This window comes from Conexibacter woesei DSM 14684 (assembly GCF_000025265.1).
Classification (GTDB): Bacteria; Actinomycetota; Thermoleophilia; order Solirubrobacterales; family Solirubrobacteraceae; genus Conexibacter; species Conexibacter woesei.
Map to the genome: position 1 here is coordinate 5,277,910 of NC_013739.1, position 16,851 is coordinate 5,294,760.

Sequence of the window (16,851 nt, forward strand, 5' to 3'; positions counted from 1 at the left end):
GCCGGATCAGGTCCCGCGCTCGGTTCAGCGGCGACCGCGCGAGACGAACACGGTCACTGCCTTCTTGTGCGCGAGCCGCTTGCCCGCCTTGTGCGAGAGCTTCACGACGCGCCCCTTGCGGACCTTCGCGGATCTGACCTTCTTCGTCTTCGCACCGCAGCCGCGCTTGGCAAGCGCCTTCTTGACGGCCGGCAGCTTCGAGCCCGCCTTCACCTTCGGGACGACGCAGGCCTTGGCGGGAGCTCTTCTCGGCGTCGGTCTTCTCGTCGGAGTCGGTCTTCTCGTCGGCGGGGTGCCGCGGTCGACGTTCTCGCAGTCGGCCGCGATCGTGTCGTTCGCATCGGCCACGACGGTGTCGGTGCCGACGCCGCAGACGACGCTGTCGACCTCGCCGTCGCGGACCTGGATCGTGTCGTTGCCGCCGCCGACGCGGCAGACGAGGAAGTTGCACGAGCCGGTGCCGGCCTCGGCGTTGATCGAGTCCTTGCCGGGGCCGCCGGTGATCGTGTCGTCGCCGTAGCCGCCCTCGATCGTGTCGTCGCCGCCCTTGCCGTCGATCGTGTCGTTGTAGTCGTGCGTGCGGATGTTGTCGGCGCCGGGGCCGCCCGCGACGTTCGAGGAGCCCTGGCCGTGGTTGTAGATTCTGACTCTCACGCCCGCGCCGCCGGCGACGAAGCCGGCCGGCTGCGTGAGCGTGACCTCCTCGAGGTCGACGACGTTGTCGTTCTCGCCGGGATGGCCGTCGTTGGCGACGCCGTCGATCGAGATCGCGAGGCCGGCGCTGGCGCCCTGCTGGATCCAGTCGGCCTCGGAGCGGTCATAGCCGGGACCGCCGTCGATCGTGTCGGAGCCGACCGAGAGGCTGTCGCCCTCGACGAGGTCGTCGCCGTCGCCGCCGCGGACGACGTCGTTGCCGCCGTCGCCCTCGACTCTGTCGTTGCCGGGGCCGCCGTCGAGCACGTCGCCGAGGTCGCCGCCGTCGAGCTCGTCGGTGCCGTCGCCGCCGGAGAAGGTGACGCCGACGCCGCGCAGCGGGCCGTTGAGTCTGTCGTTGCCGGGGCCGCCGTCGAAGACGACCGGGATGCCCGGCAGGTCGTCGCCGACGATGCCCCAGTCGTCGCCGTCGCCCAGCTCGGCGCGGATGCCCACGGTGCCGGCGATCGGGCAGCGCTGCGTCCCGAGGTCGTCTCTCTCGAAGTCCTCGCGGTAGCAGCCGGGACCGAGCGCGCCGAGCGTGACGCCCGTGTCGTTGAACTGCAGGTAGCCCGCTCTCCCCAGCTGCGCGACCGAGGCGCGGAAGTCGTTTCTCTCACCGGGCGCGGCGCGGAAGACCCACCAGCCGCCCTCGTTGGTGAGCTGCCCGGCCGAGGCGGTGCCGCTGACGGCGAGCGCCAGCAGCAGCGCGAGCAGAACAGCTCGAAATACAGAAGTTCGTCTCATGCAGATGACGCTAAGCCGCCGCAGGCGCCGGCACATCGGTCGGAAGTGGCTTCGCCGTCTCCCGAACGTCAGGGCCGTCGCCACGCACGAGCCGCACGCCCGCGCAGCAGCAGGCGACCATCGTCAGCGAGCCGCCGATCGCGAACGGCAGCAGCCCGACGGGCAGTGCGAAGACGACGACGTAGCCGGCGACGGCGGCGAACGGCACCCACGCCGGCGCCCAGCTCGCGCGCCACAGCGCGAACAGCAGCAGCAGCGTGCCGAGGATCGCGCCGGCCACCGCCGGCACCTGGAACAGCGCCTGCAGGCCGTAGCCGCTCGCCTTGTCGGAGACCTCGACGGCCTGCGCGCTCGGCAGCTCCTGCGCGAGCGCGAGGTCGTAGAAGTCGACGACGAGCAGGCCCGGGAGCGAGACGGTGCCGACGATCGCGAGCGTGCCGCCGATCTTCAGCAGCCAGCCGCCGCGCGGCGCCAGCAGCGCGACGATCCCGAACGCGGCGGGCGCCCACGCGACCCAGCCGAAGTGCAGGAAGGTCGCGGCGATCTGCGCCTGCGTCGGATGACCGGCGAGCGCGGCGTGGTAGCTCGCGGTCGTGCCCTCCGACTCCCACGGCGTGACGAGGTAGCCGATCTGCAGCAGCACCGCGGCAGCGATCAGGCAGACGCCGGTCAGGCGCGGCGACGGGAACGGACGGGACATCGGGGAGCCTCCAGGGTTCGGGATGCGCCGACGCTAGGTGCGGGTGGAGGCGACCGCCTCGCCCGGAGGTCGCAGCCGACCATGACGTGCGGAGCGACTGGTCCCGCCGTTCGGGGGAGAGTTCACGCGATCGACATGACAGACGACCGGCGCAGCGTGCACACTTCACGGCCATGGCGCTCCCCGATCCCCACGTCATCGTCCTGTTCGGCGCGACCGGGGACCTGGCGAGACGCAAGCTGCTGCCGGGCCTGCTGCGGCTCTACCGCGCCGGGTTGATGCCGCCGGACTTCCGCATCGTCGGCACGTCGCTGGACCCGTTCGACGACGCGAGCTTCCGCGCCCTCGCTCGCGAGGCGGTCGAGCAGTTCCCGCGCAGCGGCAGCGGCGTCGACGACGCCAGCTCGTGGGCGGAGTTCTCGCGGCGGCTGAGCTTCGTGCCTGGCACCGCCGGGCCGGGCGCGCTGGCCGACCGCGTGCACGCCGCGCGCTCGGAGCTGGGCGGCGGGCGCCTCCTGCACTACCTCAGCGTGCCGCCGAGCGCCGCCCGCGCGGTCGTCAGAGAGCTCGGCGACACCGGCCTCTCCGAGGGCGCGCGGATCGTGATGGAGAAGCCGTTCGGGACCGATCTGGCGAGCGCGCAGGAGCTCAACGGCGCGCTGCACGGGGTCTTCGCCGAGCAGCAGATCTTCCGCATCGACCACTTCCTCGGCAAGGAGGCGGCGCAGAACATACTCGCGCTGCGCTTCGCCAACGGCCTGTTCGAGCCGATCTGGAACCGCCAGCACATCGACCACGTGCTGATCGAGGTGCCCGAGACGCTGTCGATCGGCATGCGCGGGTCGTTCTACGAAGGCACCGGCGCCTACCGCGACATGGTCGTGACGCACCTCTTCCAGGTGCTGGCGTTCGTCGCGATGGAGCCGCCGACGGCGCTGGAGCCGCGCGCTATCACGGAGGAGAAGAACAAGGTCTTCCGCTCGCTCAAGCCGCTGGACCCGGCGTGCGTCGTGCGCGGCCAGTACGACGGCTATCGCGACGAGCCCGGCGTCGCGGCCGACTCCGAGACCGAGACGTACGTCGCGCTGAGAGCGGAGATCGACAATTGGCGCTGGTCGGGCGTGCCGTTCTACCTGCGCACGGGCAAGCGGATGGCGGACAGCGGGCGGATCATCTCGATCGCCTACCACGAGCCGCCGCACGGGATGTTCCCGGCCGGCTCCGGCGTCGGCTCGTTCGGCCCCGACCACATGACGTTCGACCTCGACGAGGCGTCACGCCTGTCGCTCTCGTTCTACGGCAAGCGGCCCGGCCCGGGGATGCGGCTGGAGAAGGCGAGCATGCAGTTCTCGCTGGAGGAGACGGGGCTCGGCCACGACGTGCTGGAGGCGTACGAGCGCCTGATCCACGACGCGATGATGGGCGACCACACGCTCTTCACGACCGCCGACGGCATCGAGCGGCTCTGGGAGGTGTCGGCACCCCTGCTCGCCGACCCGCCGCCGCTGGAGCCCTACCCGCCCGGCTCATGGGGCCCACCCTCTCAGGACGAGCTGATCGCTCCCCACCGCTGGCGTCTGCCGTTCGAGCGCAAGTGGCGCTCGAACGCCGTTCGTTGACAGTCCCGGCAGCGCCCTCATCAGCTCCAACGGGAAGACGATCGTCGAGCCCTGGTTGGCGCTCATCTCCGTCAGCGCCTGGAGCGTGCGCAGCTGGAGCGTGACCGGGTTCGGCTCGATCACGGCGGCCGCCTCGGCGAGCTTCGCGGCGGCCTGGAACTCGCCCTCGGCGTTGATCACCTTCGCGCGCCGGTTGCGCTCCGCCTCCGCCTGACGCGCGAGCGCGTGCTGCATCCGCTCGGGGATCTCGACGTCCTTGATCTCGACGATCGTGACCTTCACGCCCCACGGCTCGGTCTGCTCGTCGATGATCTGCTGGAGGCTCTCGTTGAGCCGTTCGCGCTCGGCCAGCAGCGTGTCCAGCTCGGCCTTGCCGAGCACCGAGCGCAGCGTCGTCTGTGCGATCTGCATCGTCGCGGAGAGGACGTCCTCGACCTCGACGACGGAGCGGATCGGGTCGATCACGCGGTAGTACGTGACGGCGGTGACGCGGACCGGCACGTTGTCGCGCGTGATCACCTCCTGCGCGGGGATCCGCAGCGTCACCGTCCGCAGCGTCGCGCGCACGAGCCGGTCGATCGCGGGGATCAGCAGCACGAGCCCCGGCCCCCGCTGGTCCATCACGCGCCCGAGCCGGAAGACGACGCCGCGCTCGTACTCGCGCAGCACCCGCACCGACGCCGACGCGAGCGCGACGGCACAGACCAGCAGGACGACCAGCACCACCAAGACGATCGTGATCACGACGTCACCTCCCACTCCTCCGCCCTGCGGACGGTCAGCGTCAGCCCCCGCACGCGCTCGACGACGACCTCGTCGCCGGCGACGAGCTGCTCGCCGCCGTCCTCCAGCGCGCTCGGCCGCGCCTGCCACAGCGCGCCGTCGAGCAGCACCTGGCCGCCGCCCGCGGCGCTCCAGCTGCGGACGACGCCGGTGCGCCCGCTGAGCGCCTCGCGGCCGGAGACGGGGCGGCGGCCCTGGACGTGCAGCGCGGCGTGCGCGATCAATCCCGCCCACGCCGTCGCCGCGACCGCGGCCGCGCCGACGCCGACGAGCACCAGCACGAGCCCGCCACCCGCCGCGGAGATCGCGAGCGCAGCGCCGACGGCGAGCGCGGTTCCGCCGAGCAGACCGAGCGCGCCGGTGGGAACGTGCGCCTCCGCCGCCAGGAGGGCGGCGCCGCATACGACGAGGGCGATGCCGAGAGCCAGCATGCTGTGAGACCTCCACGTTCGATGGTAGTCCTCACGGGCCGTTTCTCGCGCGCACGCGCGAGGGCGGCGCGACGGCGCTATCGGGTCGTTCCGATCGGGTAGCGTCGGGACGTGGAGGACCTGATCGAGACCGTCACGCGCGGCAACCCGACCGAGGTCAAGGTCGTGCTCGCGTCGGTCGCGCTGGCGCTCGGCTGCTACCAGCTGCTGCTGATCGCGGTCGGCTACGGGAAGCTGCGTCCGGCGTTCCTGTCCGGCCGTGCCGCGTCGTTCTCCCACCGCGCCGTTGGCGACGCGATCGCCGTCCTGCTCGTCGTCGTCGCGCTGATGTGCGTGACGCTGTTCGGCTTCGAGGACGACGCCGGCACGCACGTCGCCGCCGGCAGCGGGCTGATCGCCGTGCTCGCGGTGAAGGTCGTCGTCGTGCGCCGCTCGCGCGGCTCCAGCCGCGCGCTGCCGCCGCTCGGCTTCGCCGTCTTCGCCCTGCTCGCCCTGACGTGGGCGACCTCCGCCGGCCAGTTCCTGGGGGACCGATGACCCGGCAGGTGCTCGGCTCCCTGCTCGTCGCCGCCGCGATCGTCGCGATCGCGATCGTCGTCGTCACCGCCCGCCTCGGCCCCACAAGCGTCGCCGAGCAGGACGCACGCGAAGAACGCCTCGACCAGCGGCTCGACTTCCGCGAGGAGCTGCGCAAGGAGCGCGAGGACCGGTTGAAGCGCAGCGACGACGGCGATTGATAGCGTGCGAGCGGTCGGATCCGTTCGATCGTGTTCGCCGTAGTGGAGGAAGGTGCACCATCGCTGCTGAAGGGCCACCCGGTCGTCCACTGCTCGCCGAAGCGCGCCGCTTCGCGATCGCCGAGCTGCTGCGCAGCGCCGGCGCGGTGAGCGTGACCGAGGTCGAGACGCGCTTCGGCGTCTCGCCGATGACGGCGCGCCGCGACCTGATGGCGCTGGAGAAGCAGGGCGTCGCGCGCCGCACGCACGGCGGCGCGGTGCTGCCGTCGATGTCGGCGAAGGAGGACTCGTTCGCCAAGCGCGTCAACCTCGCCGCGGGCGCGAAGGGCAGGCTCGCGGACGCCGCCGTCGAGATGGTCGTGCCGGAGGAGACGATCGTGCTCGACTCCTCCTCGACCGCCTACTTCCTCGCGCAGCGGATCGTCGACCGCGGCCTCGCCGTCACGATCATCACGAACAGCCTGCCGATCATGGACCTCGTCGCAGGCGTCGAGAGCCCGCCGATCCACCTCGTCGCCGTCGGCGGCACGCTGCGGCGGCTGACCGGCTCGTTCGTCGGACCGTACGCCGTCGAGACGGTCCGCGGGCACTTCGCCGACCGCATGTTCATGAGCGTCAAGGGGCTCACGCCGGGCGGCGTGATGACCGACGCCGACGAGCTGGAAGCGGAGTTGAAGCGCGCGATGATCGCCCAGTCGCAGGAGACGGTCCTGCTCGTCGACGGCTCGAAGCTGAGCGTCCGCGGGCAGAACGCGATCGCCCACGTGCGCGAGCTGACCTCCGTTCTCGCCGAGGGGCTTGCCGAGCCCGACCTCGACGCGCTGCGCGCGACCGGCGTCGCGGTGCGCAGCGTCGACGAAGCGGACCCGGCAGACCCGGGCCCGGCCGGTCCGGGCCCGGAGCCCCTCTAGCCCGTCCTCATCTGCGTCTGCGCTTCGGCGCCTGCTTCGGCAGCTTGAAGTCGTCCGGCAGCGTCAGCGCGAGCATCCGCGCGCCGCCTATCACCTCGTCGGTCTTGCGGTCGCGCGAGACGACGTCATAGACCTGCACGCTGCCGGGCTTGCCCTTCGGCAGCTCGAGGTCGATCTCGATCTCCTGCGGCTTGCGCGGGTCGAGCGTCAGCTCGACGCGATGCTCTCCCTCGAAGCCGCGGCCGCTGACAGTGATCGCCTTCGTGTTGCCCTTCGCGCGCCCGGCGAACTTGACGTGACGAGCCCATATCGAGTGCTCGAGCAGATCCTTCTCGCCAGCCCCGAAGGCGGCCGCGTCGTTGTTGGCGAACACCTCGACGAAGATGTCCTGCGGCTTCTCGCTGCCCGCCGCGCCCCACAGTCTCATCAGCTTCTTGATTCTCATGCCCGTTCCGGCGGCGAAGATCTGGATGTTGCGCCAGGCGTGATGGCAGTCGCAGCACGGCTGTATCACGGCGCCGATCAGCTGTCTGCCGTCGACGCCGGAGGACCAGACGTTGGCGACTATGCAGAGGTGGCCGCCGTTGATCGCGAGCTGTCTGGCCGTCGGCGTCCACAGCTGGTCGCAGACGATCTCTCTCGTCTCGCCGGCCTCGATCGCGTTGAGGCGGAAGCCGGTGACGCGGTCCGGCGGGCTCTGTATCGCGTTCGGCAGGTTGCCCGCCGTGTAGTCACAGACCCACGCCTCGACCTCGATCGAGTCGATCGGCGCTTTGCGCAGGTTCGTCACCAGCGCGGCGACCTGCACCGTCCCGCCGACTCTCACCTCCGTTCTGCTGACGCGGTCGCCGACGAGGTAGAGGTCCGGACTCGACCAGAAGTTACCGCACGGCTTTATCTCCCGGGAACCGGTGTCGCCGTTGATCGTTCTGATCATCAGGTCCCCGCTGATGGGATCCCCATTGCATGCCATCTCGCTGTCCCCTTTCGCGTCTCTCAGCTGGTCGCGTAGACGACCTGCAGACCGACGATCGTGACCGTGTCGTTGGCGCCCGCGCCGTTGAGCAACGCGTTGATGTAGTACTTGAATCTGTCGTTGTCGACTCTCTGGAAGGCCGCCGCCGCGAGCGGTATCTGCTCGTAGGGATCGGCCGCCCCGATCACTCTCGCGATCAGCTCCGGCGACGCCGCCGGGTTCGTGATCGAGAGCCGCACCAGCTCCAGGCGCAGCGCGCCCGCGCCGCTGTTGCGGCCTATCGCGCGGAATCTGAGGATTCTCGCCCCGTGCGGCAGCTGCACGCCGATCAGACCGGTCGCCGACGTCTGGCCGGTCAGCTTCTGCGCGAAGCCCGGCTGCTGGTCCCAGCCGATCGCGCCGACCTGGGTGACGATCGGCGTTATCGATTCGCGCAGCTCGAGCGGTGCCGGCGTCGCCGACAGCGAGTCGAGCGTTCTGGAGATCTGGTCGACCACGCCGCCGATCGTGTCGAGGTCGGACTCGATCCCGTGGAACCGCTGGTTGAAGCCGTTGTCGCCCGCCGCCTGCACGCGGTCGACGTTGTCGACCCAGTCCTCGTGCTGGAAGGCGCGCGTGAAGCCGATCGCCATCATGCCTCCTGTCCGGGCGCCACGGGCGCGGGCCCGGAGACGCGGAAGTTCGGGTATGTGTAGTCGGGGAACGCCTCCAGCAGGCCCTCGCGGACCTCCAGCACGTGCTCGCGGATCCGCCGCGTGCGCACCTCCACCCCGATCGGGTGCAACAGGTTGAGGACGTTCATCAGCAGGTCGTACTGGTCCTTGCGGATCAGCGTTCTCGGTCTGTCGAGCGCGGGCTTCAGCAGCACCTCGAACGTGTACGGCGGGCCGTGGTCGCCGAGCGAGGCGACCGCGCGCGCCAGCAGCGGGCCGGCGCGTTCGCCGGTCAGCCGCGTGTCCGGCCGCGAGAGGCCGGCGAAGCGGCCTCTCGCCTCGCCGAACGGCCGCGCGATCCAGCGCAGCTCCTCGCCGAGGCCCGTCCCCAGCTGCCACGTCGCGATCAGCGCGACGCTCGCTCTCGCGCCGCGCTCGAAGGTCGCGACGCCGACCCCGGTGACAGGGGCGTACAGCCGTCTGCCGGCGCCTGCCGCGACGAGCCGCACGCTGCCACGCGGCAGCGGGAAGCGCGTCTGCTCGACGGCCGCGAGGTCGAGCGCGAAGCCGAGCGCGGCGCCGCTCTCTCTGCGGCCGAGCGCGTAGAGCCCGGCGTCGCCGTCGGCGACCGCGAGCGCGGTCGGGCGCTCGGCGAGCGCGACCGTCGCGGTGACGCTCGGCACGTCCGTTCTGAGCACCGAGACGCTCGTCACCGCCGGCAGCGCGACCCAGCCGACGTCGGTGCCGGCCGCGACCACGAGGTCGGCAGGTCTGCTGGGCAGCGCGAGCTGGCCGGCCGGCGCGAGCGGGTCAGCGGCGAGCAGACGGGCCGCCGCCTCGCCGTCGCTGGCGACCCACAGCCGCCCGTCGCGCGCGAGCGCCAGCCGCGGCCTGCCGGCGCCGACCGCGACCTGGCCGACCTGCGTCGCTCTGCCGGTGTCGATCGCGCGCACGGTCGCGTCGCCTCTGCACGCGACGTAGAGGCGCGCGAGTCTCGGATGGTGGAGCAGGTCGGCCGGCGCCTGCCCGGTCGCGATCGGCGCCAGCAGCGCGCCGCTCGCGAGGTCGACGACCGAGACGGTCGCGCTGCTCTCGTCGGCGGTGTACAGCCGTCTCGCGGACGGGTCGACGGCGACCGCGACGGGCCGGTGGCCGACCTTGATCGCGCGCCGCACCGCGCCGGTCTTGGGGTCCAGCTCGCTGACGCTGTCGGTGCCGGCGTTGACGCTGAAGACCGCGTCCCCGGTCACCGCGACCGAGCGCGCGTCGGCGCCCTGCGCGATCGCGACGTCGCCGGCCTGCTCCTCCGCCAGCTCCGGCGGTGCGGTCACGTCGAGCAGCTCCTCCTCGCCGTGGCGCAGCTCGACTCTCGCGCCGCTGCGCGCCACGTACGCGAAGCCGGCGGCGTGGGCGCGCGCCGCGAGCGCGCCTGCCGCGAGCGCCGAGTGGCTGACGAGCAGCCGCCGGCCGCGTGCGCGCAGGTCTCTGCCGGCGGGGTCCCACGCCTCGTGGACGCGCAGCGTGCCTCTCGCTCTGCTCTGCTCCAGCAGCTCCAGCAGGCGCTTCAGCCGCGCGGCGGTGCCGCGCTGCATGCGGTGCGGGTTGTCGCCCGCGTCGAACGCGGCCGGCTTCTCCTCGACGTGCAGCAGGTGGACCGCGTGCAGGAACGGCGGCGGGTCGGTGCCGTCGGCTATCGCCGCGGCGACGCCCTGCTCGCCGTCGGCGGCGATCGAGGCGCCGTCGGCGAGGTCGGCCGGGCCGATCCGCAGCGTGCGCGTGCCTGATGCGGTCGCGCCGTGCCAGATCGCCTCGACGCGTACGGTCAGCACGCCGGGCGCGGTCGCCCGCAGTCTCACGCTCGCGCCGGTCGCCGCCGTCTCGAACGTCGCGCGGCCGCGGCCGCAGGGGATCGTGACCCATTCGACGCGCACGTCGGCGGCGGGCGGAGCCGGCGCGAACGTGAGGTCGAGCGTGCCGCCGACGACGGCGTCGACGCCGCTGCCCGCGGCTGGCGCAGGCGCGGCGGCGATCGTCAGCCGCTCCTCCGCGCGCACCGACGCGAGCACGCCGCGCAGGTCGCCGCGGTGGCGGACGTAGTCGAAGCCGGCGGCGTGCGCGTGGGCGGCGAGTCTGGCGAGCCCGAGCCCGTCGTGCTCCAGCAGCAGCGCGCGGCCGACGGTGCGTGGATCGGCGGCGCGCGCCGCCGCTGCTCTGGCGGCGGCGGCTCTCCCCTCCGGGGTGCCCGGGTCGAGCCGGCTCGGGTCGGGCGCGTGCAGGTCGGGCGGGTCCGGGTCGAAGGCGGAGCGGACGACCACTCTGCCGGGCTCTCTCGCGCTTGCGAGGCGGTCGAGCAGCGCCGTCAGCGAGCGGGCGGCGCGACCGTGCATGCGGCTCGGATCGGGCGGCTCCTCGCCCGCCGCCAGCACGCGCGCGGGCGCCGCGGCGACGTCGGCGCGCGCGTCGGCGAACGTCGTCAGCCAGGCCGAGCCGAGCCGCCGCTCGTCGTCGTTGACCGTGCCGATCGCGTCCTGCTCGCGGGTGCGGCGGCGGCCGAGCGCGTCGACGTGGCCGCCCGGCGGGATCGACGCCGGCACGATCCGCACCGGCGCCGCGCCGGTCACGAGCGTCGCGGGCGTGTCGTCGACCACGAGCGCCGCGGGGTCGCCGGCGATCTCGCCGACCGCCTCGTTGAGCGCCGCCTCGATCGCGGCCGGGCTCGGCAGCGTCCAGCGCTCGAAGACGCCGAGCCGCCGCCGGTAGCTGCCGTCGCTCTCGCCCAGCGCGGGCGCGAAGCTCGTGCGCGCCGCGGCGCTGACGCGCAGCTCGTCGAGCACCCCGGCGGCGCCGGTGCCGCCATGGCGGCCGAGGCGCAGGCCGGCCGCGCTGGTCAGCGCACCGGTTCTGCCGAGCGGCGCGGTCGCCCGCAGCGCGCCGTCGACGTGCAGCCGCAGCTCGCCCGCCGCGCGGTCGACGACGCCGGCGAGATGGTGGAAGCGCTCGGTGTCGAGCGAGACGTCGGCGAAGACCGCGACCGCCGCTCTGCCGTCGCTGCACTGCCAGCGCACGTTGCGTGCCAGCCCGCGGCCGAACTCGCCGAGCGTCAGCGCCCAGCCGGGGTCGTTCGCGGCGCCCGGTCTCGCCTGCTTGGAGAGGAGGTGGCCGTCGGCGCCGGGATCGGGCTTGAAGAAGCACTCGACCGTCGTCGATCTGGCCGCGTCGAGCGCGAGGTCGGCGTGGTCGGCGATCAGCAGCTCGGCGGCGGGCGCGCGGAACGCGAAGCCGCCGCCGAAGCGCCCCGGCACGGCCGGCTGCGCCGCGCCGCCGGTGTTGACGCCGTGGTGGGCGAGCGCGACGCCGCGGTAGCGGCCGGCGCGATCCTCCGCGTCGGGCTGGCCGGGCCCGGGTCTGACCGGGTCGTCGAGGTGCAGCAGCGCGAGCGTGTCGTCGTCGTAGGTGTAGGCGAGCGGGACGAAGCGCGGCACGCCGAGGTCCGCGCCGAGCAGGTCGAGCGCGCGGCCGAGCGCTGAGGCGCGGCTGCGCTGCTCGGTGACCCGGTCCAGCTCGCGGCGGACGCGGTCGCGCTCCCAGCCGGCGACCCACAGCAGCTTCGCGAGGTTGCCGAGCAGGGCGGTGATCGACCAGCACGCGGCCGGGTCGCCGCCGGGCGCGGGCGGGTCCATCGTCAGCGTCCGCAGGAACGGTCCGGGCGGTGGGCTCGCGGCCGCGCCGAGCGGGATCGCGAAGCTCGTGCCGGCGAGCGCGCCGGCCGGCACGCGCACCTCCGCTCTCCCGCCTCTCCAGGCGAGCGTGACGTTCGTCTCGACCTCCACGTCGCGCTGTGCGACGAGCACGTAGGCGGGCTGCGGCGGGCGGTCGAAGCGGGCGGCGTGCTCGGCGAAGTCGTATGGATCGACCGTCGCTCTCGCGGCGTCTCTCGCGATCGCGCTCAGCGTCAGCTCGAGCGTGTCGGAACCGCGCGCGAACGGCTCGGTCAGCCGCCGCCCCATCGTGACCGCGGCGACGCTCACGCGGGGACCACCTCGATCTGGATCAGCTCGCTGTCGAGCCGGAAGATCGCGATCTCGGTGCGGCCCATCTGCACGTTCTCGCCGACCGACATCTCGACGATCGCCGACTGGAACGGCACGCCGCCGAACGAGACGCGGCCGTACGCGGCCGGGCAGCGGCGCAGGTGCACGTTCTGCACGTCGACGACGCCGGGCTGCTCGACGAACGCGCGCATCGTCTGCGAGAAGAGGAACGCGCCGCCGAGCCGCAAGGCGGCGACGTCGTGCGCGAGCCGCTGCTTGATCGCGGCGAGCAGCGCCTGCACGTCCTGCCCGGGGTCGACGCTGACGCGCGCCCGCACGCCGACCTCGATGTGGTCGGCCTGGATCACGTTCGCGTAGATGCCCGGCGGGCGCACGCCGTCGACCGCCGCCTGCACGCGCTCGTAGACCCCTCTGACGGCGCCGAGGTCGCGCCACGGCCGCGCGAACTCGTGCGCGACGACGACGTCGAAGAAGTACGGCTCGCCGAGGCGGCGGTCGGCGCTGAACTGCCGCTGGCCGAAGTCGAACAGGTCGAAGTAGCTCTGCGAGACGTCGACGCCGCCGAGCGCGTCGGCGACGAGCGCGTCGATCGCGCCCGGGACCTCGAGCACCTCGCGCCGCACGCTCTCCAGCGTCCACAGGTTGCGGGGCCGGCCGAGCAGCCGCGGCCGGTAGTCGGCGTCGGACTGGAGCAGGTCGCCGCCGGTCATGCCGAGCTGGTTCTCGACCGCGAGCGTCGCCGGGCCGAGCGACAGCTCCTCGGCGGCGTATTCGGGATCGACCTGCACGATCGCTCTCGCCACGACGTTGCCGGCGACGCCGCGTTCGAACGCGCGCACCTCCGTCACGCCGTCGGTCGCGTCGGCCGTCAGCTCCAGCGGCGCGAGCGTGTGGAACGCGACCGTGCCGCCGGCCGTCGTCACGACCGTCCCCTCCGGGACGCGGTAGCGGCGTCCGGGCGCGCCTCTGCCGAGTCTGAATCTGACCTCTCCGGTCGCGAACTCGAAGTCGCGCTCGACGCCGAGGTCCTCGCCGAGCCGGTCGAGGCTCGCGCCCGTCGCGGTCGAGGCGAAGTTCGCGTAGTACAGCGACTCCATCCGCTTCCACAGCTCGGCGTCCTCCGCCGCCGCGACCTCGAGCACCTTGCGCAGCGGGCTCGTCGCGGTCAGGTCGGGCGAGTCGAAGACCGCCCGCGCGCGCTCGAAGCTCTCCGCCAGGATCGCGTCGAGTCCCTTGATGTCGAAGCCGTCGGGCGAGACCCCGTATTGCGTCACGTCAAGCCTCCGATCACGAGCGGAAGCGCGATCTCGTCCGCGCTGTTGGTCTCCAGCAGCACCTGCACGTACCAGCGCCGCCGCAGGCGCGACTCCTCGTCGTCGACGAAGACGACGTCGCGGATCTCGCCGATCCGCGAGTCGGTCGCGAGCGTCCGCACGAGGTTCAGCTTGACGAGGTCGCGCGTGCGCGCGATCCCGTCCGGCGAGCCGAAGATCTGCGCATAGTCGAGTCCGTAGAGGACGTTGAAGACGTCCGACCCGTACGGCGTCAGCACGCGCAGCTCGAGCGCCTGGATCAGGTTGTCGAGGCCCGCGAGCTCGCGCAGCCCCCACTCGCCGCCGACCGGCTCGAAGACGAGGTCGCCGTCCTCCAGCACGAGCGAGGAGCCGAACGCCGCGCGCTGTTCCTCGGGCGTCATCAGCTCGCTCTCAATCTCGTCTGGCCGGCGTTCGAGATCGAGAAGCTGCCCGGCGGCGTCGAGCTGGTTCTGCCGCTCGCGTCCTCAAGCACGACCGCCTCGCCACCGGCCTTCAGTCTTCTCGCGAGACCGGCGGTGACGGAGACGATTCTCAGACACGGCACCTGGCCGGCTCTCGCGTCGGTGTTCGTGCAGCCGGCGATCGCCGCTCTCATCAGGTCGCTCTCGACGAGCACAGCCTGCCCACCGGCCTTCAGTCTCTGCTGACCCGGTATCACCGTCACGGTCCCGCTGTGCGAGCATCTGATGACCGCGCTCCCGTTGCAGACGAGTGGCACGCTCAGCTCACCTCCACCGCGCCGCCGCTGAGCGCGAGTCTGACGTTGCCGTCGGTGAGCGTGATCGCTCTGCCGTCGGTTCTGATCTCGACCGCGCCGTCGCTGCCGATTCTGATCGTCGTGCCTCTCGCGTGCTCGATCGTGAGCGTGTCGGCGTCGGGCGGCGTCGGGCGCTCGCCGAGGTCGGGCAGTCTGTCGCCGCCGACCGTGATCGTCAGTCCTCTCGCCTGGATCACCCGCAGCCCTCTGGCGTCGGTCAGGTCGTTGACGGCTCTGCCGGTGGGTCTGTCGTTCTGGATCTCGGTCGGCAGGCACAGCCACCAGTCGCCGGGCTCGTTTCTCGGCCGCTCCATCAGCGGCTCCTCGGCCCACACGTAGCCATGCAGGACGACGTCGTTGACGTCGCCGCGGTTGTGCGACAGCAGCGTCCGCTGACCGGGGTAGGCGGGCACGACCAGGCCGCATCTGTGCCACGCGAACGGCGAGGCGATCGGCCGCTGGCGCAGCTGCTGGTCGTCTCTTCTGATCACCGGCGTCTCGACGCTCGGCGCGACCGTCTCCTCATCGACTCTCTGTCCGTACCAGACGGTCGCGAGGTGCTTGCCCTCCGAGCCGGCCTCGTAGGAGGCGACCTCGCCGACGTCTATCCCGGGTCTCGCGTCGCTCGACGCCAACTCGCGGAAGCGGTCGACGACGCGCGCCGCACCGCCCGGCCGCGGCGCGTCGCCGTCCGCGCTGTCGTCGAGCACGAGATCGCAGAGGTAGCCTCTCGCGCCGTACGTGTGTCTGACGGAGACGACGTGCAACGTCAGCGGGTCGCCTCTGGCGGCCATCGGCACCGTCTGCCCGGCGCGCAGCGCCGGCTCGCCGAGCACCTTCAGTCTGTACGTCTTGACCTGCCGCGCGGCGGACGCGCCGTTCGCTCCGGCGTCCGCCGCCGGTCGCGGCGCGATCTCCATCGCCACGTCGCGCGAGACGATGTTGTCGGTGACGTCGAGCTTGGGCCCGAGGTCGGGCAGTATCGGGGGGAAGCGCACCTCGCCGTCACGCAGCACGAAGCGGCTGCCCGCCCAGCGCGCGAGCGAGCCGAGCGCCGAGAGCCCGTTCGGCGCGCGCACGATGCGGTTCCGCTGCGGGCTGCCCGCCGCGATCGTGCCGACCGATCTGAGGCCGCCGGCGCGCGTGAGCAGGTCTCTGACGGCGTCCTCGGGGGTCGCCTCGCCGCCGAGCGCGAAGTCGACGTTCTTGAGCGCGAGCAGCTTCCAGGCTGCGATCTCCTGCCCGCCGATGTCGGTGCTGAGCGTGCCGTCGTCCTCCCATCTCGTTCTGAAGCTCGTCACGTACCCTCTGATGACGGCGTTTCTGGAGAAGACGACGGGGAACTTCTCGAAGTAGCCGAGGTGGACGGCGGCGGTCAGCTGTCTGTCTCTGTCCGCTCTTCTGTGCGCCTCCTGGATCCGCTCGCCGACGTAGTCGGGCAGGTTCACGAATCTGATCGAGAACGTCGGCGCGGCGGCGCCCTCGCGCATGTCGACGCTGATCTCGGCGTCGAGCACGTAGTCGCCGGCGAACATGTCGTTCGACAGTCTCAGCCAGCCGTCGGGCAGCGGCGCGGGACCGCTGAAGACGACTCTGTACCAGAGGATCAGGGCCATCGCAGTGCAATCCCCCCGCTCACGCGCGACCCGTAGGAGCCGTGCCCGTTGAGGTTGCGCTTCGCGACGCGCAGCTCGTCGAAGCGCAGCGCGAGGTCGCCGGCCGTGTACTCGAGCTGCGGCACGAGCTTGCGCTGGAAGACGACCCGCGGCTCCGGCAGCTCCGACTCGCGCGCGATCCGCGCGACGAGATGCGCCTCCTCCTGCGGCAGCTCCAGCACCGCCTCCTCGGGCAGCGTTCCGAGCAGGCGCTCGCTGGCGTTGACATACAACGCGACGACGTAGGCGCGCCCGGCGAACGCGAGCCGGAAGCTCTGCGGGAACCCCTCGTCGGGCGAGATCGGGAGCGGGCTGTACTCGATCACGCCGCGCGGGGGATCGGGTTCGGCGGGGGCGTCGTCGGTATCGCGGCGGAGGCCGCCGCGAGCGCGAGGTCGAGCGACTCGCCGACGATCTCCGACGCCATGTGGCGCGGCACGTGCGCGAGTCTGATGGTGGCCTTGACCGCGTCGCGGGGGTCGATCGTGTTCTCGAATCTGAGGTCCGTGATCTGCATGTCGAGCAGGATCGTGAACAGCGATATGACCGGGATGCCGGCGAGCGCCAGCGCCGGCGCGGCCGCGCTCGCGAGCGCGCGCGAGGTGAGCGCGAGCGCCTCCAGGCCCTTCTTCAGGATCAGCCGCTCGCGGCCGGTCAGCACGACGTCGATCGTCAGCGTGCGCGTCGTCGGGGTGATCAGCTGCGAGAAGCGGCTGCCGCTGATCTTCTCGACTCTGTAGCCCTCGTCCAACGTCATTCTCTGCACGTTGAGGAGCGGCAGGCCGCCGACGAGGACGGGGAAGTTCACGCCGATCGCCATC

Annotated in this window: 17 protein-coding genes; 4 read left to right on the forward strand and 13 right to left on the reverse strand. The window is 72.3% G+C overall.

Features of this window, described 5'->3' with window-relative positions; translation table 11 throughout:
• Positions 1-24: 24 nt before the first annotated feature.
• Both CWOE_RS24830 and CWOE_RS24835 read right to left on the reverse strand, forming a co-directional pair.
• Complete coding sequence (locus tag CWOE_RS24830; protein ID WP_012936409.1) at positions 25-1,440, reverse strand: PASTA domain-containing protein; 1,416 nt, start codon at positions 1,438-1,440, stop codon at positions 25-27.
• A 10-nt stretch (positions 1,441-1,450) separates the two neighbouring features.
• Positions 1,451-2,140: a hypothetical protein gene (locus CWOE_RS24835; RefSeq protein WP_012936410.1), complete on the reverse strand. Its 690-nt coding sequence runs from the start codon at positions 2,138-2,140 to the stop codon at positions 1,451-1,453.
• 173 nt (positions 2,141-2,313) lie between these two features.
• Here CWOE_RS24835 and zwf point away from each other — a divergent pair, with 173 nt between their 5' ends.
• Positions 2,314-3,759 (forward strand): glucose-6-phosphate dehydrogenase, encoded by a 1,446-nt coding sequence (gene zwf, locus CWOE_RS24840; protein WP_012936411.1) that lies wholly within the window; start codon positions 2,314-2,316, stop codon positions 3,757-3,759.
• Here the strand turns inward: zwf and CWOE_RS24845 are convergent.
• Positions 3,667-4,500: a slipin family protein gene (locus tag CWOE_RS24845; RefSeq protein WP_041733593.1), complete on the reverse strand. Its 834-nt coding sequence runs from the start codon at positions 4,498-4,500 to the stop codon at positions 3,667-3,669. The two genes, zwf and CWOE_RS24845, sit on opposite strands and share 93 nt — an antisense overlap.
• Entirely contained in the window at positions 4,500-4,973 is a 474-nt protein-coding gene (locus CWOE_RS24850; protein ID WP_012936413.1) for an NfeD family protein, read from the reverse strand. Before CWOE_RS24850 ends, CWOE_RS24845 begins: the two co-directional genes overlap by 1 nt.
• Before the next feature lie 111 nt (positions 4,974-5,084).
• On the opposite strand from CWOE_RS24850, the gene CWOE_RS24855 reads away from it, so the two are divergent.
• The 3 genes from CWOE_RS24855 to CWOE_RS24865 all read left to right on the forward strand — a co-directional run bounded on the left by CWOE_RS24855 (position 5,085) and on the right by CWOE_RS24865 (position 6,621).
• A complete protein-coding gene (locus CWOE_RS24855) occupies positions 5,085-5,510 on the forward strand; it encodes a DUF6529 family protein (RefSeq protein ID WP_012936414.1) in 426 nt (141 codons plus the stop codon).
• A complete protein-coding gene (locus CWOE_RS24860; protein ID WP_012936415.1) occupies positions 5,507-5,710 on the forward strand; it encodes a hypothetical protein in 204 nt (67 codons plus the stop codon). Before CWOE_RS24855 ends, CWOE_RS24860 begins: the two co-directional genes overlap by 4 nt.
• A gap of 116 nt (positions 5,711-5,826) precedes the next feature.
• Positions 5,827-6,621, forward strand: coding sequence for a DeoR/GlpR family DNA-binding transcription regulator (locus CWOE_RS24865; RefSeq protein WP_268869666.1), 795 nt, complete (start codon positions 5,827-5,829; stop codon positions 6,619-6,621).
• A 7-nt stretch (positions 6,622-6,628) separates the two neighbouring features.
• Here CWOE_RS24865 and CWOE_RS24870 read toward each other — a convergent pair whose 3' ends face one another.
• Genes CWOE_RS24870 through CWOE_RS24910 form a run of 9 tightly spaced genes read right to left on the reverse strand, consistent with a single transcriptional unit; the run spans position 6,629 to position 16,850 of the window.
• On the reverse strand, positions 6,629-7,558 hold the full coding sequence (locus CWOE_RS24870; protein WP_041730934.1) for a hypothetical protein: 930 nt from the start codon (positions 7,556-7,558) through the stop codon (positions 6,629-6,631).
• Between the two features lie 59 nt (positions 7,559-7,617).
• A complete protein-coding gene (locus tag CWOE_RS24875) occupies positions 7,618-8,229 on the reverse strand; it encodes a hypothetical protein (protein ID WP_012936418.1) in 612 nt (203 codons plus the stop codon).
• Positions 8,229-12,278: a LamG-like jellyroll fold domain-containing protein gene (locus tag CWOE_RS24880; RefSeq protein WP_012936419.1), complete on the reverse strand. Its 4,050-nt coding sequence runs from the start codon at positions 12,276-12,278 to the stop codon at positions 8,229-8,231. Before CWOE_RS24880 ends, CWOE_RS24875 begins: the two co-directional genes overlap by 1 nt.
• On the reverse strand, positions 12,275-13,576 hold the full coding sequence (locus CWOE_RS24885; RefSeq protein WP_012936420.1) for a baseplate J/gp47 family protein: 1,302 nt from the start codon (positions 13,574-13,576) through the stop codon (positions 12,275-12,277). The genes CWOE_RS24880 and CWOE_RS24885 overlap by 4 nt, the downstream gene beginning before the upstream one ends.
• Complete coding sequence (locus CWOE_RS24890; RefSeq protein ID WP_012936421.1) at positions 13,573-13,998, reverse strand: hypothetical protein; 426 nt, start codon at positions 13,996-13,998, stop codon at positions 13,573-13,575. The genes CWOE_RS24885 and CWOE_RS24890 overlap by 4 nt, the downstream gene beginning before the upstream one ends.
• Positions 13,998-14,336 carry a hypothetical protein gene (locus CWOE_RS24895; RefSeq protein WP_012936422.1) on the reverse strand — a complete coding sequence of 113 codons (339 nt, stop codon included), beginning with the start codon at positions 14,334-14,336 and terminating at the stop codon, positions 13,998-14,000. The genes CWOE_RS24890 and CWOE_RS24895 overlap by 1 nt, the downstream gene beginning before the upstream one ends.
• Positions 14,337-14,338: 2 nt before the next feature.
• Positions 14,339-15,991: a hypothetical protein gene (locus CWOE_RS24900; RefSeq protein WP_012936423.1), complete on the reverse strand. Its 1,653-nt coding sequence runs from the start codon at positions 15,989-15,991 to the stop codon at positions 14,339-14,341.
• Positions 15,982-16,356, reverse strand: coding sequence for a hypothetical protein (locus CWOE_RS24905; protein ID WP_012936424.1), 375 nt, complete (start codon positions 16,354-16,356; stop codon positions 15,982-15,984). Before CWOE_RS24905 ends, CWOE_RS24900 begins: the two co-directional genes overlap by 10 nt.
• Entirely contained in the window at positions 16,353-16,850 is a 498-nt protein-coding gene (locus CWOE_RS24910; RefSeq protein WP_012936425.1) for a hypothetical protein, read from the reverse strand. Before CWOE_RS24910 ends, CWOE_RS24905 begins: the two co-directional genes overlap by 4 nt.
• Between the last annotated feature and the right edge of the window lies 1 nt (position 16,851).

What these genes read in the sequence shown, in the direction of transcription:
- zwf (WP_012936411.1), top strand. Translation starts at nt 2,314, where the DNA reads ATGGCGCTCCCCGATCCCCACGTCATCGTCCTGTTCGGCGCGACCGGG.
- CWOE_RS24870 (WP_041730934.1), bottom strand. Translation starts at nt 7,558, where the DNA reads ATGATCAGAACGATCAACGGCGACACCGGTTCCCGGGAGATAAAGCCG.
- CWOE_RS24900 (WP_012936423.1), bottom strand. Translation starts at nt 15,991, where the DNA reads ATGGCCCTGATCCTCTGGTACAGAGTCGTCTTCAGCGGTCCCGCGCCG.
- CWOE_RS24830 (WP_012936409.1), bottom strand. Translation starts at nt 1,440, where the DNA reads ATGAGACGAACTTCTGTATTTCGAGCTGTTCTGCTCGCGCTGCTGCTG.
- CWOE_RS24850 (WP_012936413.1), bottom strand. Translation starts at nt 4,973, where the DNA reads ATGCTGGCTCTCGGCATCGCCCTCGTCGTATGCGGCGCCGCCCTCCTG.
- CWOE_RS24860 (WP_012936415.1), top strand. Translation starts at nt 5,507, where the DNA reads ATGACCCGGCAGGTGCTCGGCTCCCTGCTCGTCGCCGCCGCGATCGTC.
- CWOE_RS24910 (WP_012936425.1), bottom strand. Translation starts at nt 16,850, where the DNA reads ATGGCGATCGGCGTGAACTTCCCCGTCCTCGTCGGCGGCCTGCCGCTC.
- CWOE_RS24835 (WP_012936410.1), bottom strand. Translation starts at nt 2,140, where the DNA reads ATGTCCCGTCCGTTCCCGTCGCCGCGCCTGACCGGCGTCTGCCTGATC.
- CWOE_RS24890 (WP_012936421.1), bottom strand. Translation starts at nt 13,998, where the DNA reads ATGACGCCCGAGGAACAGCGCGCGGCGTTCGGCTCCTCGCTCGTGCTG.
- CWOE_RS24875 (WP_012936418.1), bottom strand. Translation starts at nt 8,229, where the DNA reads ATGGCGATCGGCTTCACGCGCGCCTTCCAGCACGAGGACTGGGTCGAC.